Annotated in this window: 18 protein-coding genes and 4 tRNA genes; 1 reads left to right on the top strand and 21 read right to left on the bottom strand. The window is 57.7% G+C overall.

Annotation, left to right across the window (positions count from 1 at the left end; translation table 11 throughout):
• Nucleotides 1–50 precede the first annotated feature (50 nt).
• The 15 genes from IG171_RS03535 to IG171_RS03465 form a co-directional block, all read right to left on the bottom strand.
• Nucleotides 51–1462 (bottom strand): IS3 family transposase gene (locus IG171_RS03535; RefSeq protein WP_212131495.1). Its coding sequence is split into 2 segments (ribosomal slippage): nt 51–1114 and nt 1114–1462, totalling 1413 coding nucleotides; the frame shifts between segments, so codons are not numbered across the junction.
• A gap of 267 nt (nt 1463–1729) precedes the next feature.
• Nucleotides 1730–3151 carry a hypothetical protein gene (locus tag IG171_RS03530; RefSeq protein ID WP_212129936.1) on the bottom strand — a complete coding sequence of 474 codons (1422 nt, stop codon included), beginning with the start codon at nt 3149–3151 and terminating at the stop codon, nt 1730–1732.
• Between the two features lie 44 nt (nt 3152–3195).
• On the bottom strand, nt 3196–6834 hold the full coding sequence (locus tag IG171_RS03525; RefSeq protein ID WP_212129933.1) for a tape measure protein: 3639 nt from the start codon (nt 6832–6834) through the stop codon (nt 3196–3198).
• Nucleotides 6835–7262: 428 nt separating this feature from the next.
• Nucleotides 7263–7562, bottom strand: coding sequence for a hypothetical protein (locus tag IG171_RS03520; protein WP_212129930.1), 300 nt, complete (start codon nt 7560–7562; stop codon nt 7263–7265).
• A 72-nt stretch (nt 7563–7634) separates the two neighbouring features.
• A complete protein-coding gene (locus IG171_RS03515) occupies nt 7635–8000 on the bottom strand; it encodes a hypothetical protein (RefSeq protein ID WP_212129928.1) in 366 nt (121 codons plus the stop codon).
• 58 nt (nt 8001–8058) lie between these two features.
• Complete coding sequence (locus IG171_RS03510) at nt 8059–8691, bottom strand: phage tail protein (RefSeq protein WP_212129926.1); 633 nt, start codon at nt 8689–8691, stop codon at nt 8059–8061.
• Nucleotides 8692–8703: 12 nt separating this feature from the next.
• On the bottom strand, nt 8704–9114 hold the full coding sequence (locus IG171_RS03505; RefSeq protein WP_212129924.1) for a hypothetical protein: 411 nt from the start codon (nt 9112–9114) through the stop codon (nt 8704–8706).
• A gap of 240 nt (nt 9115–9354) precedes the next feature.
• Nucleotides 9355–9555, bottom strand: coding sequence for a hypothetical protein (locus IG171_RS03500; protein ID WP_212129922.1), 201 nt, complete (start codon nt 9553–9555; stop codon nt 9355–9357).
• Between the two features lie 134 nt (nt 9556–9689).
• Entirely contained in the window at nt 9690–10169 is a 480-nt protein-coding gene (locus IG171_RS03495; RefSeq protein ID WP_212129920.1) for a hypothetical protein, read from the bottom strand.
• 106 nt (nt 10170–10275) lie between these two features.
• Nucleotides 10276–11247, bottom strand: a complete 972-nt coding sequence (locus IG171_RS03490; protein ID WP_212129917.1) for a major capsid protein — start codon at nt 11245–11247, stop codon at nt 10276–10278.
• A 12-nt stretch (nt 11248–11259) separates the two neighbouring features.
• A complete protein-coding gene (locus tag IG171_RS03485) occupies nt 11260–11733 on the bottom strand; it encodes a hypothetical protein (RefSeq protein ID WP_212129914.1) in 474 nt (157 codons plus the stop codon).
• A 68-nt stretch (nt 11734–11801) separates the two neighbouring features.
• Nucleotides 11802–12656, bottom strand: coding sequence for a hypothetical protein (locus IG171_RS03480; protein ID WP_212129912.1), 855 nt, complete (start codon nt 12654–12656; stop codon nt 11802–11804).
• The gene (locus IG171_RS03475) at nt 12653–14095 is read right to left on the bottom strand and encodes a phage portal protein (RefSeq protein WP_212129910.1); all 1443 of its coding nucleotides are present in this window, start codon (nt 14093–14095) and stop codon (nt 12653–12655) included. Before IG171_RS03475 ends, IG171_RS03480 begins: the two co-directional genes overlap by 4 nt.
• Before the next feature lie 12 nt (nt 14096–14107).
• The gene (locus IG171_RS03470; RefSeq protein ID WP_212129909.1) at nt 14108–15442 is read right to left on the bottom strand and encodes a hypothetical protein; all 1335 of its coding nucleotides are present in this window, start codon (nt 15440–15442) and stop codon (nt 14108–14110) included.
• Between the two features lie 91 nt (nt 15443–15533).
• Nucleotides 15534–15794, bottom strand: a complete 261-nt coding sequence (locus IG171_RS03465; protein WP_212129907.1) for a hypothetical protein — start codon at nt 15792–15794, stop codon at nt 15534–15536.
• A gap of 768 nt (nt 15795–16562) precedes the next feature.
• On the opposite strand from IG171_RS03465, the gene IG171_RS03450 reads away from it, so the two are divergent.
• Complete coding sequence (locus IG171_RS03450) at nt 16563–16811, top strand: hypothetical protein (RefSeq protein ID WP_212129904.1); 249 nt, start codon at nt 16563–16565, stop codon at nt 16809–16811.
• Between the two features lie 62 nt (nt 16812–16873).
• Here the strand turns inward: IG171_RS03450 and IG171_RS03445 are convergent, their stop codons facing one another.
• The 6 genes from IG171_RS03445 to IG171_RS03420 all read right to left on the bottom strand — a co-directional run bounded on the left by IG171_RS03445 (nt 16874) and on the right by IG171_RS03420 (nt 18591).
• Nucleotides 16874–17275 (bottom strand): hypothetical protein, encoded by a 402-nt coding sequence (locus IG171_RS03445; protein ID WP_212129902.1) that lies wholly within the window; start codon nt 17273–17275, stop codon nt 16874–16876.
• A gap of 165 nt (nt 17276–17440) precedes the next feature.
• A tRNA-Pro gene (locus IG171_RS03440) sits at nt 17441–17513 on the bottom strand.
• A gap of 268 nt (nt 17514–17781) precedes the next feature.
• A tRNA-Asn gene (locus IG171_RS03435) sits at nt 17782–17853 on the bottom strand.
• A gap of 64 nt (nt 17854–17917) precedes the next feature.
• A tRNA-Phe gene (locus IG171_RS03430) sits at nt 17918–17990 on the bottom strand.
• A 57-nt stretch (nt 17991–18047) separates the two neighbouring features.
• Nucleotides 18048–18122, bottom strand: a tRNA-Leu gene (locus tag IG171_RS03425).
• A gap of 331 nt (nt 18123–18453) precedes the next feature.
• Nucleotides 18454–18591 (bottom strand): hypothetical protein, encoded by a 138-nt coding sequence (locus IG171_RS03420; RefSeq protein WP_212129899.1) that lies wholly within the window; start codon nt 18589–18591, stop codon nt 18454–18456.
• Nucleotides 18592–18596 lie beyond the last annotated feature (5 nt).

Here is an 18596-nt window from a genome sequence, read left to right as displayed (position 1 = left end):
CAAACCGCTGCCATAGCGGAATTTGTCAAGGTGAGTGAGACCAGCGGGAGTTAGGCAGCTGGTAGCTCAACCTGCTGGCGGTCGTCGTCAGTCGTGCTCTCGACGGGCTTGTTGATCCAGGCAGCCGCAGGGAGGTCGAGGACCTTCGGGGGTGCGTTCGTGGCGAACCGTTCAGGATGAGCCGCCCGGGCCGCGGCGAGGACGTCAGCGCGTTCATTCGCCTTGGCCGCTGCGAGTCCGTAGTGGACATCGGCCGGCGTATGCAGACCGAGTCCCTGGTGGTGATGTTCATGGTTATACCAGGACACGAACTCGTCGATGAACCCTCGCGCCCCAGCCAAAGACCCGAATCGTTCGGGAAAGACCGGCGCATACTTCAACGTTTTAAACCACGCTTCGGAATAGGGATTGTCGTTGGAGACCTTCGGCCGCGAATGCGATCTGGTCACTTCCAGATCGGCCAACAGTGTAGCCACGGACTTCGACGTCATCGACGTGCCCCGGTCGGCATGGACCACCTGTGGGATGCCGTGGATGCCGAACACCTCGGCCATCATCTCCTGAGCCAACGGTCCGGACTCACGAGCATGGACATGAGCACCAACGATGTAGCGGGAGTAGATATCGATCATCACATAGGCGTCGTAGTACACACCCCGGGTCGGTCCGGCCAACTTGGTGATGTCCCACGTATACACCTGTCCCGGCCCGTCAGCGACCAGTTCCGGCACCGCTCGGGCAGGATGCCTGGCCTGCCGTCGACGTTCTCTGACCTGGGCATGCTCGGCCAGGATCCGATACATCGTCGAGATCGAGCAGAGGTAGACGCCCCGGTCGAGGAGAGTGGCGAAGACCTGCATCGGGGTGGAATCGACGAACTCAGCACTGTTGAGCACGGCCAGCACATGCGCTCGTTCAGTGCAGTCGAGCCGGTTGGCCGGGACCACCTCCCGCGGTACAGGCGGGCCTGAACGTCTGCGGCGGCGTGCCGCGGTCGACCGCGCGATACCGGTCAGCCCAGCCGCGCCCCGGGTACTCAAGCCGTGGACGGTCAGCTCGGTGTAGGCGTTCATCAGCGCTTCTTCCGCCTGGTCTCGGTATCCGCGCTCTTGGAGGTCTCTTCCAAGAGCGCGCGTGCTTTTCCCATAATCTCCAATGCCGTCTCCGTGCGGTCCAAACGCTGCTGGGTCTGCTCGAGCTCGCGGCGCAACCGGGCAATCTCAGCCTGATCCTTGCTCGGCTTCCCGACCGCCTGACCGGGCTTCTTTCCATCCAAGACACCCGCATCGCGCAGTCTGCGCCATTCGGTGATCAGCGAGGAATACAGCCCCTCACGGCGCAGGTAGGCTCCTCCCTGCTGCTGCCTGCAGGCTTCTTCGTACGCGGTCAGGTGGGCGAGTTTTTGGTCGGGGGTGAAGGTACGTCGGCGTGGACCATCAGCGCGTGGGTGGCGAGGGTTCATCGTTCCATCATCGCCGATCGGAGTTGATGATGGGGAGAGAGTCGAGATACTCATCGTGGTTGTTCCTGATCTCGCCCTGCTAAGGCGGACTTGCTATGAACCGGTGGACTCAACTCACCCTGACACGCAGGGTAGGGCTGAACCGCCGTCCACGTTCAGAGTGAACGTGTGGACCCCGTTACGGCGAAGCTTGCATGACCCTCCGATAGTTGGGAGAGTGCCCCGCTTCACGAACTCAGGCGTATACATGTAGGCGATCAAGCTGCATCACCACCCCGCCAGATAGTTTTCTCGATAAAGGCACCTCACGAGACTGTTAGGTTTCGCTCCGACCATTGACACCTTCAGCTTGTTCTTTCCCGGTTCAAGGGCGAAGAACTTGGAGTCAGTGGGTACGTACTCCCACAGTTCCCCGTCAGGCATGGACGGGGAAGTAATGTCCTGCCGCAGTTGATCGGTGGTGATCGTGACTTGATCCTCGAACTCAGTAAGGACTTTCAGCGAGTCGCCCTTATCGTTTTCGATAATCAGGTCCGATCCCGGCCCGTCGATAACCCAAGTCGGGTACACGGGTGCGTCACCGCCGATGTCCAGATCAATCTCACCTTGAACCGCGGATGACGCGAGGATCATCGGGAAGAACGGAGATTGATAGGTGGAACTCTTCTCGAATTCGACTGATTCAGAGTCGCCAGGTTTGCCCACCCAGCCCCAGAATGGAGCATCCCCGTTAATTGGCTCTGCCGCCACGTCGTCCTGCACAAGTGTGATGCCGTCGAGCACCGTGAACACCGCCCCAATCTGAGGGCGATCAGTGTTCGCTCCGTAGTACATCGAGTACCGAGCATCAAACGAATCTTCAGTCAGCTCTTGAGCTTCCACCTTCGCCAGGTAGACCTCACCGGGATTCATGACGTGGCCGTAATCAACGCCAGTCGTGAGAGTCTTTCCGTCCTTATCCCGCGTCCACATGGCAACTCGCACCGGCACGGGCATGTCCCCGTCGTTCCTGAGTGGAACCGTCAGGCTTAGAGTTCCCGAGTGGGGAAGATCGTTAATCATGCCCCCGGTTGGGGTCCAGGTCAGCGAGAACGCACCTGTTCCAGGGTCGGCTTTGCCAGTAATGCGCAAACCGTCTTCAACCTGTTCCGCTTCATAGTTTCCGCTGATCGAGATGTTTGAGCGGTCTACTGAGAGCTTCGACCCGCGCCACAGGTTGCGCCGACCAGTCGGCACCGGCTCAGCACGTTCGGACAGGAACCGTTTGCGAATCCCAGCCAGACGAAACTCAGGGTCTTGCTGTTCACCCTTCCACATACCCTCAGGGCAAGTGAACTCAAGGACTAACTTCTGACCGTTCGGGGAATCCTCACCCGCCCCGTATTCGCCTTCCAGCCCAGCCTTATAGAAACCGAACCGGGAACGATACACACCGTTCGGACGGGTTACGCGAATCTCAACCTCATCGCGCACGAGCCGTTCAAGCTTGCGCCGCAAATCCCAACGCTTCCGCTCAGACCCACCCAACAGGACGGGAATCTGAACCTCAGCCTCAAGCCCCTTACGATGCTGAACCAACGAACCCCCAGAGGGGAGGGCCACGGTAGTAATCTCCCGTGGCCGCATCCCCAAACCGGAAGCCCCCTGCATGAGGGTGAAGTCAGCATGAGAACCGTTCGACAGCTCCACAACCTCACCCGAGCCATGCAGGGAAATCTTCGGCCTAAACCGCATTACCTCACCTCCAAAAGCTCACGACGGCGGCGAGTGGACTCATAGGACCGCATAGCCGCGTCAGGATCGGGACCGTGAAAATGGAAGTGCTCTTCGCGACCGCCAACGAGATTCCCGCCAATGAGCGCGTCAGTGACACGCGAAGGCAGAATGTACTCAGGCTTGCCCGTCTGATTCGCCACCAAATGCGTACCGGGCATCAGTGCCCCGCCCTTATCAAACAGAGTCGGGGTCACGAGACCGCCCGTGTCGTAATAGTGGTGAGACTTCCAGAAGTCCCGCGCTTGCAGGACGCCGCCGAACCGCTCAGTTACGTACTTCATGAACGCGTCAAGCTGTTTCCAAACCGACTGTTGACGGATCGGATACACGCCGTAATGACGCTGATTCGCCGCAATGAGCTGTGGCAGACCCGCAGCCGTCGAACGCGGATTCTGAGCCTTCGGATTCCACGACGATTCACGGGAAATGATGTAGTCAACAGCCTTCCACTGCTCACCCCTGATCCCGTTCTTCAAAGCCCACGCGCGACCCTGAGCCTTAGCAGTACCGTTGACAACCATTTCCTTCGCGCCGTCCCATGCGTCAGACACGAAACCGGCGACCTTAGAAATGTTGTCCTTCATCCACTCAAGAGGACGATCAATCCCCCAGGACGCGGCAGACTTCACGACCTGCCCCGCTGGGCCCCACTTCTCGAACCAAGAACTCAGTTTGTCCTTCAGTTTGTTGAACGGGCCAGCGAAGAAGTCCCACGACAGGCCACTACCGCCACCGTTATCGGCACCAGTCGCCCCAGCAGTAGGGCCACCGAACTTCGTCTTGTTCGCCCAGTGAACGTGGTTGTAGTGCTGCTTAGCCACGGCCCCGGTGTACTTGTAATGACGGCCGTTCTTGATCTGACGGCCACCAGCAGGCGTGTGAATCAGTTCCGAGGACTGCCCATAGTTGTCATGGATGAAGTTGAATATCTTCATCATGTCGCCCATGTTCATTGAGCCGCGTCCAGCTAGGTCCACTGCCTTACCGGAAGCGTGATAGGACGTATTTCCCGAAACGGTCTGTGAACCACCGCGATAGGCCGATGTGAGACGCGCCCACGGGAACTTCTTTTTGATGATTCCCCACAGGTTGTTCCACACCATGCCGCCCCCGGCATAACCGGGGATCGTGCCGAAGCGGTTCATGTGGTCGAGCATTCCGCGCCCATAGTTGCGGCTGAGCTTGCGCTGAGCCTCTTTCCTGAGCACGTACTCGTCCGCGTGGACGATCCCGGCAGGCTTATACTTCCGGCCAGGCCCGGTGTAACCGCCCGTGTCGAATCCCTTAGGCAAAGACACATGCTTAGGCAGGTCTTTGTCCTTCATGTTGAAGAACTTGCCCACGTCGCGGAACTTGTCGATGATGCCCTTGTTGATCACCGTTTCGATGACGAACTTAATCGGCTTCTTGGCAACAGCCTTAACCTTGTCCCACGCGTTACCGATTGCATCCTTGCCCTTTTCAAAGGCTCCGGGCACATCGGACTTAATGAAATTCATTAGAGGACTGAAAACCTTGTCCTTAATGAAATCCCAACCGGCACGCAGAAGGTTACGCACCTTAGACCAAACACTATTGATCCCGTTGCGCATTCGGTTGAACGAGTTGATAACGCGTTGCTGCACCCAATTCATGATTGGGGAGAACACGTTAGTTTTCATCCAATCCCAGCCAGCTTTCAAAAGCTGTTTCACAAGATTCCACACATAGCGGACCTTGCGTTGCATAACCTGGAAGGGGACAACGATTTTCGCCTGAATCCAATTCATGATTGGCTGGAAAACGTTGACTTTCAACCAGTTCCAGACCGCGCCCATGATTGCTTTCATGGCGTTCCACACAATTGTCACATTGTTCTTCAGGTTATTGAACCGCGTAATAAGCTGGTTGGCAATAAACTGGACAATTGCGGTGAAAATTGGCTTAATGGCCGAATTCCAAGTAGTGGAAATAATCGCGCCGACAAGCTTGAACACGAACGAGACGATTTCCCAGATTTTCTTAAACGCCGGAACTAGCACGTTCATAATAATTGCCTGCACGAAACCGAAATAGGTCTTAACGCCGGTCCACCAAAGACCGATCACAAAACCGATTCCGTCGAAAACAGGCTTGATGATGTTCTGATAAAGCCAGGTGAACACGGACCCGATGCCGCTTGTTGTCGCCTGAACACCAGGCGCGACGGACGTATTGAACCAACCGACCACAACGTCAATCGCGGCCTTGATACCGTCCCAGGCGGGCTTGATCGCGTTCTGATACAGCCAGGTGAACCCGGCCCCGATACCATCCACAGCGGCCTTCAGCCCCGGCCACAAGGTATTCATGAACCAATCGCCCACAGCCTGCGCAGCCACCTTAATCGCCGCCCAAACCACGTTCACGAAATCTCGGAACCAACCGAGCTTCTTGTACGCCATGACTAGGCCACCGACTAGCAGCACCAGACCGGCCACGATAAGGCCGATTGGGTTAGCGGACATGACCGCGTTCAGAGCTGCCTGCGCCGCCGCCATGCCGTTTGTGAGAGCGATACGCGTTGCCCCGAGAATGAGGGACCGCTGTTCGATCAGATACCGCGCCCACGACAGAGCGTTGCTGATCCCGAGAACCGCGTTATAGGCGGCGAACGCGCCCACAATGCTAAAGATCAGCGGAGACCAGTCTTTAAGGACGTTCCACACCTTGCCGCCAGCGTCAGCAATGGTCTGGAAGATCGCCGGAATATCAGCGATCCCAGCGACCAACGCGTCAGCCATAGGCTTAATGGCCGGGGCGATCTTCTTGAGCAGCGGCAACAGTACGTCACCAATGGCGTTAGAGATTTGGTCCTTCGCCATTTTCCACTGGTTGCCGAACGAGTTAGACGCCGACTCACCAGCCTTAATCATGTCTTGGAACGTCTGCCCGGTGCCGTCCTGAAGGACGCTCATAACGTCCTCAATGCTGATCTTGCCCTGAGAGGCCATTTTCTTAACCTCGTCAGTGGTGACACCAAACTTCTCGCCCAGGCCGGACAGGATAGGCACGCCCGATTCGGAAATCATGCTGAGCGAATCCATCATGGCGATTCCGCCGTTATTGACGGCCTTCATGACGCCGCCCATAGCCTGATCGAGCTTCGTAGAGTCACCGCCAGCGGCCACGATTGCCTTGCCGACGTTCTCAAGCACGCCTGTAGCGTCCTTGCCCTTGATCCCCGCGTAAGCGAGGGATTCAGCGGCCTTCGTGTAAGCCACATAGTCAATAGGGGAATCACCGGCCACTTTGCGAAGGTCACGCAACGTTGTAGTTGCTAGCTTCGCGTTACCGTAGAGACCTTCCATGACGCGTTCCGAGTTGTCGCGTGCTACAGCGGTTTTGAATCCGCTGACCACGGCAGCACCGACAGCCGCACCCGCTGCAACACCAGCACCGACAGCTGTACGCTTCGCAGTCTTGCGAAGTCCGGCCATGAGCCGGGAACCGGCCCGTTTACCGGTCGATTCGGCCTGTTTCTCAACCCCGCCGAATTGCTTAACAATGTCTTTGCCGAGCCCCTTAGAGGACACCGCCAACGACACGTAAGCATTTGCCAACTCGACAGCCGCCACGGGCCACCACTCCCCTTTCAAATCGAACTGTCAGAAAAGTGGTGGTTACCCCGTTTTCACGCGGCCCTTCAACCATTCATCAATCTCGTCAACCGTGGAAGTCTCCGAAACCGTGTAGCTCTTCGTGTGCGTCTCAGTAACACCAGGACGCGGAATAGGTTTAGGTTTCGGCCCCTTCTTCCCACCGTCAACCCACCGCCACATGACCTGTGCGTCCCACATTTGCGCCAAAATCATGTTCGTTAACGTCCACTCAGCATCCGGGTTAAGAACCCGGTAAATCGCCATATCCGGTGTCGCGTGCTCCACGAAATCCAGAAGGTCGCCAAGAGTGAAATCCTGATCGGACCCGTCAAGCCACCGAAGACGTAACCCGATCCTCATAAGGTCCGAATTCAACGCCCCCGGTTGCTCGTCAATAAGTGCGATCAGGCTTCGGATTTTTCGACTTCAACCCCACTAGCCTTAGCCCACGCAGTCATGAAGTCCTGAACTTCTTCACCGCTCAGATCGTCAACGACCGGCGCGGAATCTTCGGCGTACTCATAGAGGAAGTCCATGAGCGCGTCAATGTCGCCGTTCTCGAACTTCCGGCCCACTCCGAGCGGCATTTGGTCGATCTTCGGCATGGTGAACTCGCCTTCGAACCCGTCCAGTTCGAACGAAACCATGCTGTACTGTTTCTTGCCTTTTCTGCGCGGTGCCATGCTCTTCTTTGCGGTGGTCATGTGTGGTGTTTCCTTTCAAACAAAAATGGTGGTGGCCGGGGGCGAAGTCACCCCCGGCCAGAAAAGAGAGAGTCAGCCTGCGGCTGCCTCCTCAAGGGCTTCGAGGCGCGAAACAAGATCGTTGTACTGCTTTTCAGTACCGAAACCATCCGCGCCAGGGTCGCCCTTGTCGCCCTTCGCGCCGTCCTTACCGTCAGCGCCAGGGTCGCCCTTGTCGCCCTTGAGGGACGCCAGCCATTCGGTGACAGTCCCCTCGAACCCCTCAGACTTGGCAACCTCAAACGCCGAGAGACCATCAGAGCCAGGGTCGCCCTTGTCTCCCTTCGGCCCCTGCGAGGCCTTCTCCGCGCCTGCGGCTTCAATGCGATTCAGTTCATCGGCGGTGATGGGCGTTCCGCCCTCTTCGCCATCCACCCACTTGTCAGGCTCAAATGCCATTACTCATTCCTTTCTGGAAATAGGTTGTCGCCGGGAAACGTGTTGTCCCCCGGCGTTGTCATTCCCCCGTATCGCCGCCGTCGTTACCGTCGTCGCCGCCGTCGTTACCGTCGTCGTCCTGGAAATCAGGGTCAGTGACGTACTCGATCAGGGTGTCGCCGTTCTCGTCCGGGTCACAGGACATGGTGACCTCGTAGGAAATGGCTTCACCGTCCACATAGGAAATGTCGCCAACCTCAGTGATCTGACCGTTGCCAACGTCGAGACGGCGCGCGCCACGGTCGCCATCCTTCATGTCCACAACCCACTGAGCGGACTCAAGCGGCGTCTCGTTGCGCCGAACCTTGATGAAACCCTTCGGGTCAATGGTCACGTTGTTCTCACCGAAAACGGACTTGAGCACCAGCGCACGGCGGGACTCAATGAAGGTGAACGTGAGAGTCGTTCCGTATTCGGTCTGCACGGTGCGAACCTTGATGCCACCCCATGCGCGAATATCCTCAGTGGACCGCTCCGACTCTTCGGAAACGCCGTCCTCACCGATATACCCAGCCGACTCGTAAGCCGAATCAAGGGCACCGTCAGGATCAGTCGGACGCTCCGAGCCGAGAGGGGCGCGAAGAATACCGCCCGAGACGCGCAGATTCGGCTTGCCAACCGAAACGTTTGCGCTTGCTGTAACACCAGCCATTTTGAAAACTCCTTACCGCCCGTTTCCGGGCATGAAAAAAGCCCCGCTAAGGGGGCTTGATTTGAGGCGAAATGAGACCGTCGCCGTATATCGGGGTTGACCCGATTCGTCGGGTAGCTCGACAGGTGGACCCCAATCGCGGGGGTGGTAGACCGTCACTCCGTCCAAAGCGTCCACGGACTCGAAATGGGCGAGTACAGCCGCCCCGATGCCATAGGCACGAGTGGTTGCCTTCGCCCAGAATTCGAGCGTGAACGACAGTTCTCGGATATGGCGGTCCACGCGCTGCATTCCCGCGTCCTGAACCTTTACGAACTCGTCAGGGCGCGTTTTGGGAACCGCAGAGGCGACAGTGAGGCCCGTTAACTGTTTCAGCCACGCGATCAGCAGGGCTTTGCCGTCCGGGAACACGAGCGTTTCCATGTCACCTCCCGGCAGATAGGGCACGCTGTAGAACGTTGTCCTTCGACTGTTTCCGCCGCGCCTTCGCTGTGCGCGTTCCGACTGTTGCGCGAGCACGGTTAGAAGAAGGGGATTCGTGGGCTTCGAACCCATCCCCCGCTGCCTCAGCCACACGCTGAGCGCGCTTCATCAGGTCACGCTTCACACCGGGCGAAGTACGCAAGGCACGGAAACCGGCATTGTTCAGCTTGATTCGTTTGCTCACCCGTCCACCCGCTTCAAAGTGATGACAGACCCCTTCGCCTGACCCGTGAACGGGTTGCGCCAGCGCGCAATCTCGCCGTCCACCCTGCAACGAACGCCGCGCACGGTCATTTCGTCACGGTCAGTCACCGGGGAATCGAACGTGTCATAGACGGTGAACCCGTACACGACCGGCGAACGGCCTAGTTCGTTGTCCACCTCTTGCACACGCGGTTCGACAGCGCATTTCTTGCGCTCAACGTCCGGCCCCCAGTCCTCAACCGGGTTACCGTGTGCGTCCTCAGAACCTTCAATGAGCGGGTGAAGAACGACAGTCTCGCCGCCACGGTGCCTCACTCTTCCCATAGCGGCCCCTCTAGAGTCAGGTCCGCCCCACAAGAGCAGTAGACGGCTCCGAACGCGAGCGCACACCATGGGCGGTGATCGACACAGCCGGTGTCAGCGATCTTCACGCCGAAAGCCTTCTGCTGCCCTTCACCCAACGCCCTACGTTCCTGCTTCTTCAAGAAGAAGTCACCGTCGGGATTCGCTGGGGTCATGGACTCCGCAAACGGCCCTGTAGTGAGTGATGCCGACGCAAGCCCCGCGAGGTCTGACTGTTCGGCATACATGCGCCGTTTCACGACCGCGCACAACACCCGCCGCCGTGTTGATTCGGAAGCGTTTGCCGCAGAGGGGCACACATCAAGAATGAACTGTGAACCGTCCTCTAGAAGTTTCTCTGCGTACTTGTCAGCACCAGGCGGGAAATCGGGCCACCGTTCCTTCAGCTCGTCCAACGTGGCAAACGGGAAAGGTTCAACTTCAGGCATATACACCCCTTCCGGTGATCGGCCCCGGCCCGAAGGCCGGGGGCACTCAATCAGTCAGCAGAAGGGAAAGTGTCGTCGCCGGGGAATACGTTGTCCCCCGGCGTTGTCATTCCCCCGTATCGCCACCGTCGTTACCGTCGTCGCCGCCGTCGTTACCGTCGTCGCCGCCGTCGGCGGAGACGATCTTCGCGAAGTTGCGATCAAGCTCAGCGATTCCCCAGCCGTAAACAACCTCAGCGCGGAACGCGACTTCGTTGTTTCGCTTCAGGTCGCCCTGGCCGTCCGGGTCGCCGTACTTGATGACTTCAAGGCCGATGGACTTCTGAATGCCCCAACGGACAGCCGAGAAGTCACCCACAACCGCCAGAAGGCCGGTAGCCGGGTCGATGACGCCACCCGCGCCCACGGTGCGAGCCGTGGCCGCGCTGAGTCCGTCGAACTGCGATTCAGAGCTACGGAACGAGAATTCCGGGTACATCTTCTGTGCCCGGTTGCCGTTCGCATCAACAAGACGCGTGCGTGTAATCGCAGCAGCGAACTTCGGATCAACGGCGATACCGTCAGGCACACCGCCGCCGTCGAGAAGAAGGCCGGTAGCCTCGTCCACAACGTCACCCACGCGGTCATCCGCGCCGAACTCGACTTCGTTTTCGGTGCTGACAAGCTTCTGAGTCATAGCGGAGACGGTCTGACCGCTTGCAGGGTTGACTCCGTGAATGACACCGAAGTCAAGGGCACGCGAAAGGGCAGGCTGAATGAGGTTCAGGATTTCCTGAACAACACCCATCTGGTGATCCTCGTCAGCCCACTGAACCTCTTCAGTCCAACGGACCGTCTTGTGGAACTTGAACGGCTCATAGGTCTGCGAAGTCTGAGTGAACTTCGATGGACCCTTCTGGGAACCCTCGCCGACGTACTCAGCTTCACCAATGTCAAAGCTGAACGCCTCACCCTTGCCGAACTTCATCGGCACAGCCCCCGAGAGGGTGGAAATAGCCGAACCGTCGTGAATGCGCTTCACCCACGGTTCAAAGAGCTGAGTGGGGACCTTCAGATCCCCCGTCTTGAGAACAGACATAAGTATTTCTCCTTATTCGTCGCTTGAGAACAAGCCACGCGTGAATTCGCGCAACTCGTCAGAGGGCTGTTCGCCCGGTGTGTTCGCCTGTCCTTCAATGACAGGCGCGGACGGCTTGAACACGGCCTTTAGCGTTTCCGCGTGCGCCTCAAGCTCTTCCTTCGTGGTCCCGCGAAGAGCAGACGCATCAATGCCCGTAGCCTCAGCGACTTCACTCACAAGTTCGGCGTGCGCCTTCTCCTGTGCTGCCTGCGCCTCAGCCTGTTCAAACTGGTCAAGTTTGGACTTCATATCGCCGTTGGCGGCCTCAAGCTCAGACAGGCGAGAATTCGCGTCCTCAATCGCCTTATCCCGTTCCGAAAGGGCCATCTGAGCGTCCTGCAAATCCTTGTAATTTGCCTTGCTCCGGTCCTCCCACTTACGGGATTCAGACTTCAGTTCGTCAAATTCCGTCTTGAGCTTGTTGTATTCCGCTTCATAGTCCATAACCAATCCGCCTTTCTGCCGTGCGGCATTAAAAAAGCCCCGTGCGGGGCTTGGAAATCTGTGGGGTTTTACGCGCCGAGTTTGTGGCGCATGTATTTGACGATCTCGTTCGTTTTGTCCTTGGCTGAACGGGATTCGCCTGAGGCGTCGATCCACTCATATTCGTTCTTGAGAGAGCCTCCGACGCGGGACTGAATGACGTTCAGCTCAAGGCCGGAATTCACCTTGTCCCGAGCTTCCTCATACAGTTCGAAATGCCGGTCAGCTTCTTTCGAGAGCTGAACCGAGTTGTTCGCTGTCACCGTGACCACACGGCACCGACAATTGTCGTGATAGTCCTCGCCCATCCTTCGAGCACCACGGGGGCGAATGCCCTTCGCCTGCTTGTGCGAGCCAATCGGACGGCCACGGCCAACAACACCGCCAGCCGAACCGGGGGTGTAGACGGCCCCGCGAGACGCCAGCATGGAACAGAACGCGCAGCACCCGATTCGGGGCACTCGTTGGGCGGAAAGACCGCCCTGCAATTCGGCGTTGCCGATCATCGTGTCCGCTGACATTTCCGATAACCGCCGTGTGAGTCCCCCGGCGATCTTCGCCCAGTCTGCGAAACCGTCAGAAGTGCCCCAGCCGACCAGCGAATGCCAGTAGGACGGGGGCATTTCCACGAACGATTCCGGGCTGATAGGCCGTTTGACCTCTTGAATCTGATTCAGTTCGTCAAAGAACTCTGCCGACACCTCGGAGGACGCGGAACCGTACTTGTTGCCAAGCTCCGGCATCAGGTCCATGAAGGCTTCGACCTTTTCACGGTCTGAGAAGCCCGAGACGGCTCCGAACAGACGATCAAGCTCAGCTAGGGCGTGCTTGCTTAGCTGATCCAGAAGAGACGCGTACCCGAGAGTTGTCGCGTAGTCGATCATTCTTCGACCTGCCGAGCTACACCAGCAGCGGCGGCTTCCTCAACGCGGGGCGAAGTCTCCGCCCTGTCCTGAACCTGCCGCATAAACTCAGACACCGTGGAACGCCGCTGATCGGCGCGAATCCGCTCCACCTCGTCATCATTGAAAATGCGTTCCAAGAGGACCGGATACTGTGCCAGAATCGGCATTTGAGAAGCGAGCTTCTGCACCGAATCCGACTGAGCCGACAGTGATTGAAACTCAGGATCAGCGAACCGAGACGAAAGGCTCCACGCCTCATCGGGAACTTCCTTCAACCCGTCCCTAACCATGACCGCGAGAATTGCAATCTCACGCACAGCGTCAGACAGAACGAACTTGTTCTGATAGGTAACGTCAACGAGCATGTCGTGCTCATTCGCCCGGATAGCTTCAGCCGAAGAAGGCTGATCGTGGATGATGCCCAACGATGACGGCGGGATTCCCGTCTCACCACTGAACGCCATAGCGACAGTGCGCAGCATGTCCGAATGAGGTGCCATTGACGCCTGCGAAAGCTGAGTCAGTTCGGGTTTTTCGCCGTCAGCGTCCTTCGTCAATGCAAGCAAACGGTCCATAGCAAGCTTGAACTTCATGGACTCCGACATTTGCCCATCGAACGATTCAGGATCGACGCCCAGAAGAGCGATCTGAGGTGTCGAGTAGAACTCTGCGTTAGCTTCCATTCTCACGTAAGCACGCACCGCCATGTCACACAGGGCCATAACCGAATTCGTGAGACGCGAACGCCCGAACGGGCGGCGCAACTGCGGGTCGTGAGGGACCGGCACCGCGAGGACGCGGCCAATCGTGTTGGGGTGACGTTTCGCAACCCATCCTGTGCCCTTCGAGTACGTGCATTCAAGCACCACGTCAGGCAGGTACACCACGAACTCAGTGGGCCGGTCGTCCTCAATACTTCCGACCGTCAACGCCGATCCAAGACGCCTATTCCGGCGATCCCACAACGCCGCAGACGATTCAGCCGAATGAGCCTGAATCTGCACCGGAGATTCACCCTCACGGCCCTTAGCAACAGTCACAAGGGCCATGCCATGAGTACACGCGGAAACGTTCGCCTGCGAGAACTCCAACGCGAAACGGTTCTGAATAAGAATCTCGTTCAGGTCGAAAGGATCGTCCGACCCCGGAAGGCGCAGCCCCTCGAACTGTGAACGCATGGCCGGTTTCTTCACAGCCTGAGTCCCCCACCCCAGAACGAACTTCGCCTTTTTCAACTGAGGCGGAAGAGCGATTCCAAGGTCTTTGAACGCCTGCTCAGTGTCGTAATACAGCGACCGTCGAACATTCTTCGGCCACCTGCGCCGCCACACTTCTAGCAGGGCGCGAATAGTGGAAATTTCTTGTGGGTAAGCATTCAGAACGTTGAGATTCGAAACGTCATCGGCGGTCCACGCCATAAGGCACCCCCTCTAAAGAAAAGATTGCTTGCGGCCCGGACGCCGCTTGGAAGTTTTCGCGCCGCCGAATGCGAGCGTGCCCGCGTCCAAAAGGGTCACTGACCCGTCCTCAGTGGGGGCTTCCCACCCGAACCCACCGTTATTGCCGATCTTGCGGCGGACGGCGGACTTGGCTTGAGCGTCGAAATCGGGATCACCCGAATGGGTGGCCTCGCCCTGAGTGATAGCGCGGTCAAGCATTGAGTGATAGGTGATGACTTGATCGAGAGTCGGAACAAGAATGACTTTCGCGCCCACGCGCTCAGCGCGAAGAGCATTGACGAGATAGCCAACACCGCTCTTGCCGTCGATCACGATTTGCGCGGCCCGGTCTTTCCGTTCCACCAGGAAGTCCACAAGCCATTGGGTGCCGTCCGTCATCGGGGCTTGCCTGATGCCCTCAATGTGGATTCGCCCGTCATCGTCTTTAATCGCCCCGGCTAGGCCGACCTCAGCGCCGTCGGCGGAGAACTTCACACCGAACGACATAATCCCGTCAGTGATCGGCTCAGCAGCGCGAGAATCCCATGTGGCGGCAATGAAGGCTTTCCGGCCCTTGCTTTGCTTGTCCCAAATGCCCAGCCCCTCACGCATGAACGACTGAACCGAACCGAGCAGCTTACGCATACGCAGAATCGCGGTCTCAGAAGTTCGGTGCGGGTAAGACGGGTTAGCTTTCGCCCACTGTTCCCGATCATTCGGATTAGCGTCCTCGTCAGCCGACATTTCGACATAGAGCACGTCCTCGTCCTCACCCGATAGAGCGGCTTCACGACGCTCAGTGAACACTTCGCCCGGATCGTTCGGGCGCGGAGGTGTGCCCATCATGAGCACGAGACCGTTAGGGGCAGCGTTCGTCGCCGGGACCATATCTTCCATGGCCTTGAGCGTCAGAATTTGAGCCTCGTCCAGGACAAGAATGTCCACCTGTTTGAAGCCACGCCCGAAACCGTTCTCACGGGCACCGAAGAGGATTCGAGAACCGTTCTTGAACTCGACTTCTTGCTCACCGTTCGACCGGCGCACATTCTCAACAAACGGCTTCACCGAAGCGGATTCGGCCTTCGACGCCATATCGCGGAACGTTTCGTTGTGCGTCCTCGCCCGGTGCGCCGTCCACAACACGAGCATCCCCGGCTTCGCCAGACACAGCGCGAACACGAGACCGCCGATTGTGTACGTCTTGCCAACCTGCCGGGGAATCGACAACACAAGTCCACCGACGCCACACGCATACATGCCGTCCGAGCGCAGCCCCGTTGCAACCGTGCAAAGGTTTTCCTGCCACTTATCAACCGGCCAGTCCATCCGCTGAAACTGTCGAGCCACAGACGGCCATTCGGTTTTCTCGATCCCCGAAGGGATCACAAGATGCTTAGCAACCTCAGACAGTTTCCGATCAAATGGCTTCGGGCCTGAAGGTGGATTCTGCGTCAACAACATTCTCGTTGCTCACCTCCACCTCTTCAGCCGCTTCCTGCTCCGCGACCAGCTCCGCAATCTCACGCGACACTTCCAACTGACGCCGCGACACAGACGCAATATCCCGAGCAAGCGTTTTCGGATCATCCAAGACTTTCGCGAGCCGACGATGAATAGCCCTCAGCTCGTCTAGACGGTCGCCATGCGCGATAGCCGCCGAAATGCTGGAATAGTCCACGCGCTTCTTTTTATCCGCCACAGCACCCCCCTAACGGCCCTCACAAGGGCATAACAGATGTGGAAAAAGGCTCCACAATGTGGAATTAGAAACAGGGAGAGAACGCAATGCCGGGGGGCCGAAGTTTGCGGTTGGGGGACCGGATACCCCCTGTGGTCACCCCGGATTTGTCCCGTGTCTGTACCCCGGTTTCTGTACCTCGGAATTACCCGGCTTGTACCTGTGGTTGATACCCCTGTGGAATCACCATGGGACTCGGGTTGTTGGTTCTACCCTTTTGCCTGTGCGTCTCTTCCGCTTCTTGCCTGCACCTTTGGTTTGGTTGCATAGGCGGCAGATGACCTGCACGTTGTCTATGGTGTCCGTGCCGCCTTGCGCATAGGCAATGATGTGATCGGCTTCGGCACTGTTGGGTCTCATTGGTGTGTCGTAGTCCAAGTGTGTTCGGCACATGAGGCACGCGGTCTGTCCGTTGTCGTGTGCTCTCTTGATTGCTTCGGCTCTGACTCTTCGCCATTTGCCTGTACCAGTGCGTGAGGTTGCCATGCCTCACCGCCTGTCAGTGTGTCAGTGGGTTGCACTACAGTTGGATCACCTTCTAGAGATTGGTGTCACTATGACTGTGTGCCCTGTGTGCGGTGGCCGTATGCGTAAGGCGTGGGCTGATAAGCCGCTGCACCTTACGTCAGAACAGTTCAGAGACAGTGGTTATCACTGGGTCTGCTCTAAGTGCGGTGTGGGTAGAACGAGAGAGGAAATGGACAGAGCATGAGCGAGGGCGATCTGCGGATACATTCGGTTCACTACTATGTGAACGGGAGGATTGCAGCGAAGAACGAACACATACATTCGGTCCCGGCAAAGGGTGATTACGTTCAGGTGGACGGTATGCCCTATAAGGTGGTTGAGGTGTGGCACCTGCTATATGAGAACGAGCCGGACCTGCACAATGTCACCGTCTATCTTGAGCCGGTGGATTATGCGGATACCTACTCAGGCCGAGGTATGCGCGAGTAGTACCCCATTGGAAAGGTGCGGCCCCCTGAGTGTTTATCTCAGGGGGCCGATCCGTCTGTGGTTTAGTTCAGTTCGATGACTTCACCATCTGCGCCGAGCACGTCCCACGCATGGTTAGCAGTGCCCTTGTCAGTGGTGGTCAGTACGTACTCGTCAGACACGACAGCGTAACCGCCAGGGGCTTTTTCCTTCATGCCGTCCAGCCACACCTTCACAGAGGACTTGTCGCCAGCAGCCAGCATCAGTTCTTCGTCCTCGCATACTTCCGTATGCACAATGTCACCTTCGTCGGTGTTGTCTTTCCAGTCACAATCAAAGAACTCTTTCAGGTCGCCCTCAACCTGTTTCGCTGTGTCTGCGCCAGCGGGTGCCTTGTCAGCTTCGGTGGCGGTGTCATCTGATGCGCCGCAACCTGTGAGTGCGAGGGCGGCGGCAAGGGCGGTGATGGTGAGTGTTTTCTTCATGCTCTTATCCTATCTGCATGTGTAGTGGTTTGGTCGCCCCGGCCCGTGAACCACCACAGACACGGGCCGGGGCGTTCCCGCTCGCGCCACTTAAGGCTGCGTCACGGGACATTGTTTGTGCCTCACTTCGGACAGGTGAACACAACATCTTTGTGAGGCACTTCGTGCGACCGGCAGGACTCGAACCTGCATGTTCCTGATCCCAAATCAGGTGGGTTGCCGATTACCCTACGATCACTGAAAGGTGAGGGTGAGGTGATGAACCTCAGACTAGGGGAACGCTTCATCTGCCAATAGCCCTAGTGCCCTGTCCTGCCGCTAAGCTCAATCGTTCTGCACGCCGCTAGACGCGCCCATCCCCCACACCTCAGCACTTGCCGTCGGTTGAGTTTCTGGCCGATCTTTGGACAGTCGCATTACCTCCCCGTGTCGGGCACGTTCTACCCTCACGGTTTGGCACTCTGCCACCCTCTGACGTGTTCGGAATGGCCGTCCCGAACACCTCGCACCGCTCCCAGGATTTGAACCTAGAACCGTCCGCTTAACAGGCGGATGCTCTGCCGTTGAGCTAGAGCGGTCTGTGCTGGTATCCGGGGTTCTGATCCCGGTCTTTCAGTTGACGCGTACACCAGCGACGCCAGGTGGCAGCGTTTGGACTCGAACCAAAGACCTTCCGCTTTTCAGGCGGACGCTCTACCAACTGAGCTACACTCCCTCACCCCCGTAGGGGTGCGCCGTTTTGTTCTGGCCGGTTACAGCGAAAACCGCCCCGTTCCGAGAGTGAGATTCGAACTCACACTGTCATGCCTTTTGAAAGCACTGCCTCTACCTGTTGGGCTATCTCGGACCTGCCCCGGCGCGCACGACCACGACAGGGCATAAAAAGATCCCGCGAGCTTGTACCCCTAAGCTCCGGGATTGTGCTTAGCGAATGACGCGGTGAATCTATTTTGTTGAGTTAAGAAATTCGCTTAGGGCTACAGCTTAACACAATGGGTGGAAAGGGTTTTTGGGCCGACCGCCGACGTTAGTTCTCGATTGGTAATCGGCTTCGTCAAGATCATCCCGAAGGTACTTAACTCTTCCGTCCAGAACGCGGCGAGTAACCCCGTACCGAATGCGCCAGTTGCGAATCGTTCGCTGCGACACCCGGTAGGCTTTAGCGGCTTCCTCTTGAGTCATCCATTCCATTTGTTGAACTCCCGAATGAGCACCCCCAATTTGGCCCACATGTCTTTCAACTCATACGCCGTCATGACGTGCTCTCTGCCGTCGATCATCAACACTGCGTTACCCCTATCATTAATCGTTGCCATGTCCA

Source organism: Brevibacterium sp. SMBL_HHYL_HB1 (genome assembly GCF_018208375.1).
Classification (GTDB): Bacteria; Actinomycetota; Actinomycetes; order Actinomycetales; family Brevibacteriaceae; genus Brevibacterium; species Brevibacterium intestinavium.
The sequence above is the reverse complement of the archived record's forward strand: the minus strand, read 5'-3'. Positions and strand labels throughout refer to the sequence as shown.

Coding starts and splice junctions, on each gene's coding strand:
- IG171_RS03520 (WP_212129930.1), bottom strand. CDS start 7,562: ATGACCACCGCAAAGAAGAGCATGGCACCGCGCAGAAAAGGCAAGAAA.
- IG171_RS03515 (WP_212129928.1), bottom strand. CDS start 8,000: ATGGCATTTGAGCCTGACAAGTGGGTGGATGGCGAAGAGGGCGGAACG.
- IG171_RS03510 (WP_212129926.1), bottom strand. CDS start 8,691: ATGGCTGGTGTTACAGCAAGCGCAAACGTTTCGGTTGGCAAGCCGAAT.
- IG171_RS03505 (WP_212129924.1), bottom strand. CDS start 9,114: ATGGAAACGCTCGTGTTCCCGGACGGCAAAGCCCTGCTGATCGCGTGG.
- IG171_RS03495 (WP_212129920.1), bottom strand. CDS start 10,169: ATGCCTGAAGTTGAACCTTTCCCGTTTGCCACGTTGGACGAGCTGAAG.
- IG171_RS03490 (WP_212129917.1), bottom strand. CDS start 11,247: ATGTCTGTTCTCAAGACGGGGGATCTGAAGGTCCCCACTCAGCTCTTT.
- IG171_RS03485 (WP_212129914.1), bottom strand. CDS start 11,733: ATGGACTATGAAGCGGAATACAACAAGCTCAAGACGGAATTTGACGAA.
- IG171_RS03480 (WP_212129912.1), bottom strand. CDS start 12,656: ATGATCGACTACGCGACAACTCTCGGGTACGCGTCTCTTCTGGATCAG.
- IG171_RS03475 (WP_212129910.1), bottom strand. CDS start 14,095: ATGGCGTGGACCGCCGATGACGTTTCGAATCTCAACGTTCTGAATGCT.
- IG171_RS03470 (WP_212129909.1), bottom strand. CDS start 15,442: ATGGACTGGCCGGTTGATAAGTGGCAGGAAAACCTTTGCACGGTTGCA.
- IG171_RS03450 (WP_212129904.1), top strand. CDS start 16,563: ATGAGCGAGGGCGATCTGCGGATACATTCGGTTCACTACTATGTGAAC.
- IG171_RS03445 (WP_212129902.1), bottom strand. CDS start 17,275: ATGAAGAAAACACTCACCATCACCGCCCTTGCCGCCGCCCTCGCACTC.
- IG171_RS03420 (WP_212129899.1), bottom strand. CDS start 18,591: ATGGCAACGATTAATGATAGGGGTAACGCAGTGTTGATGATCGACGGC.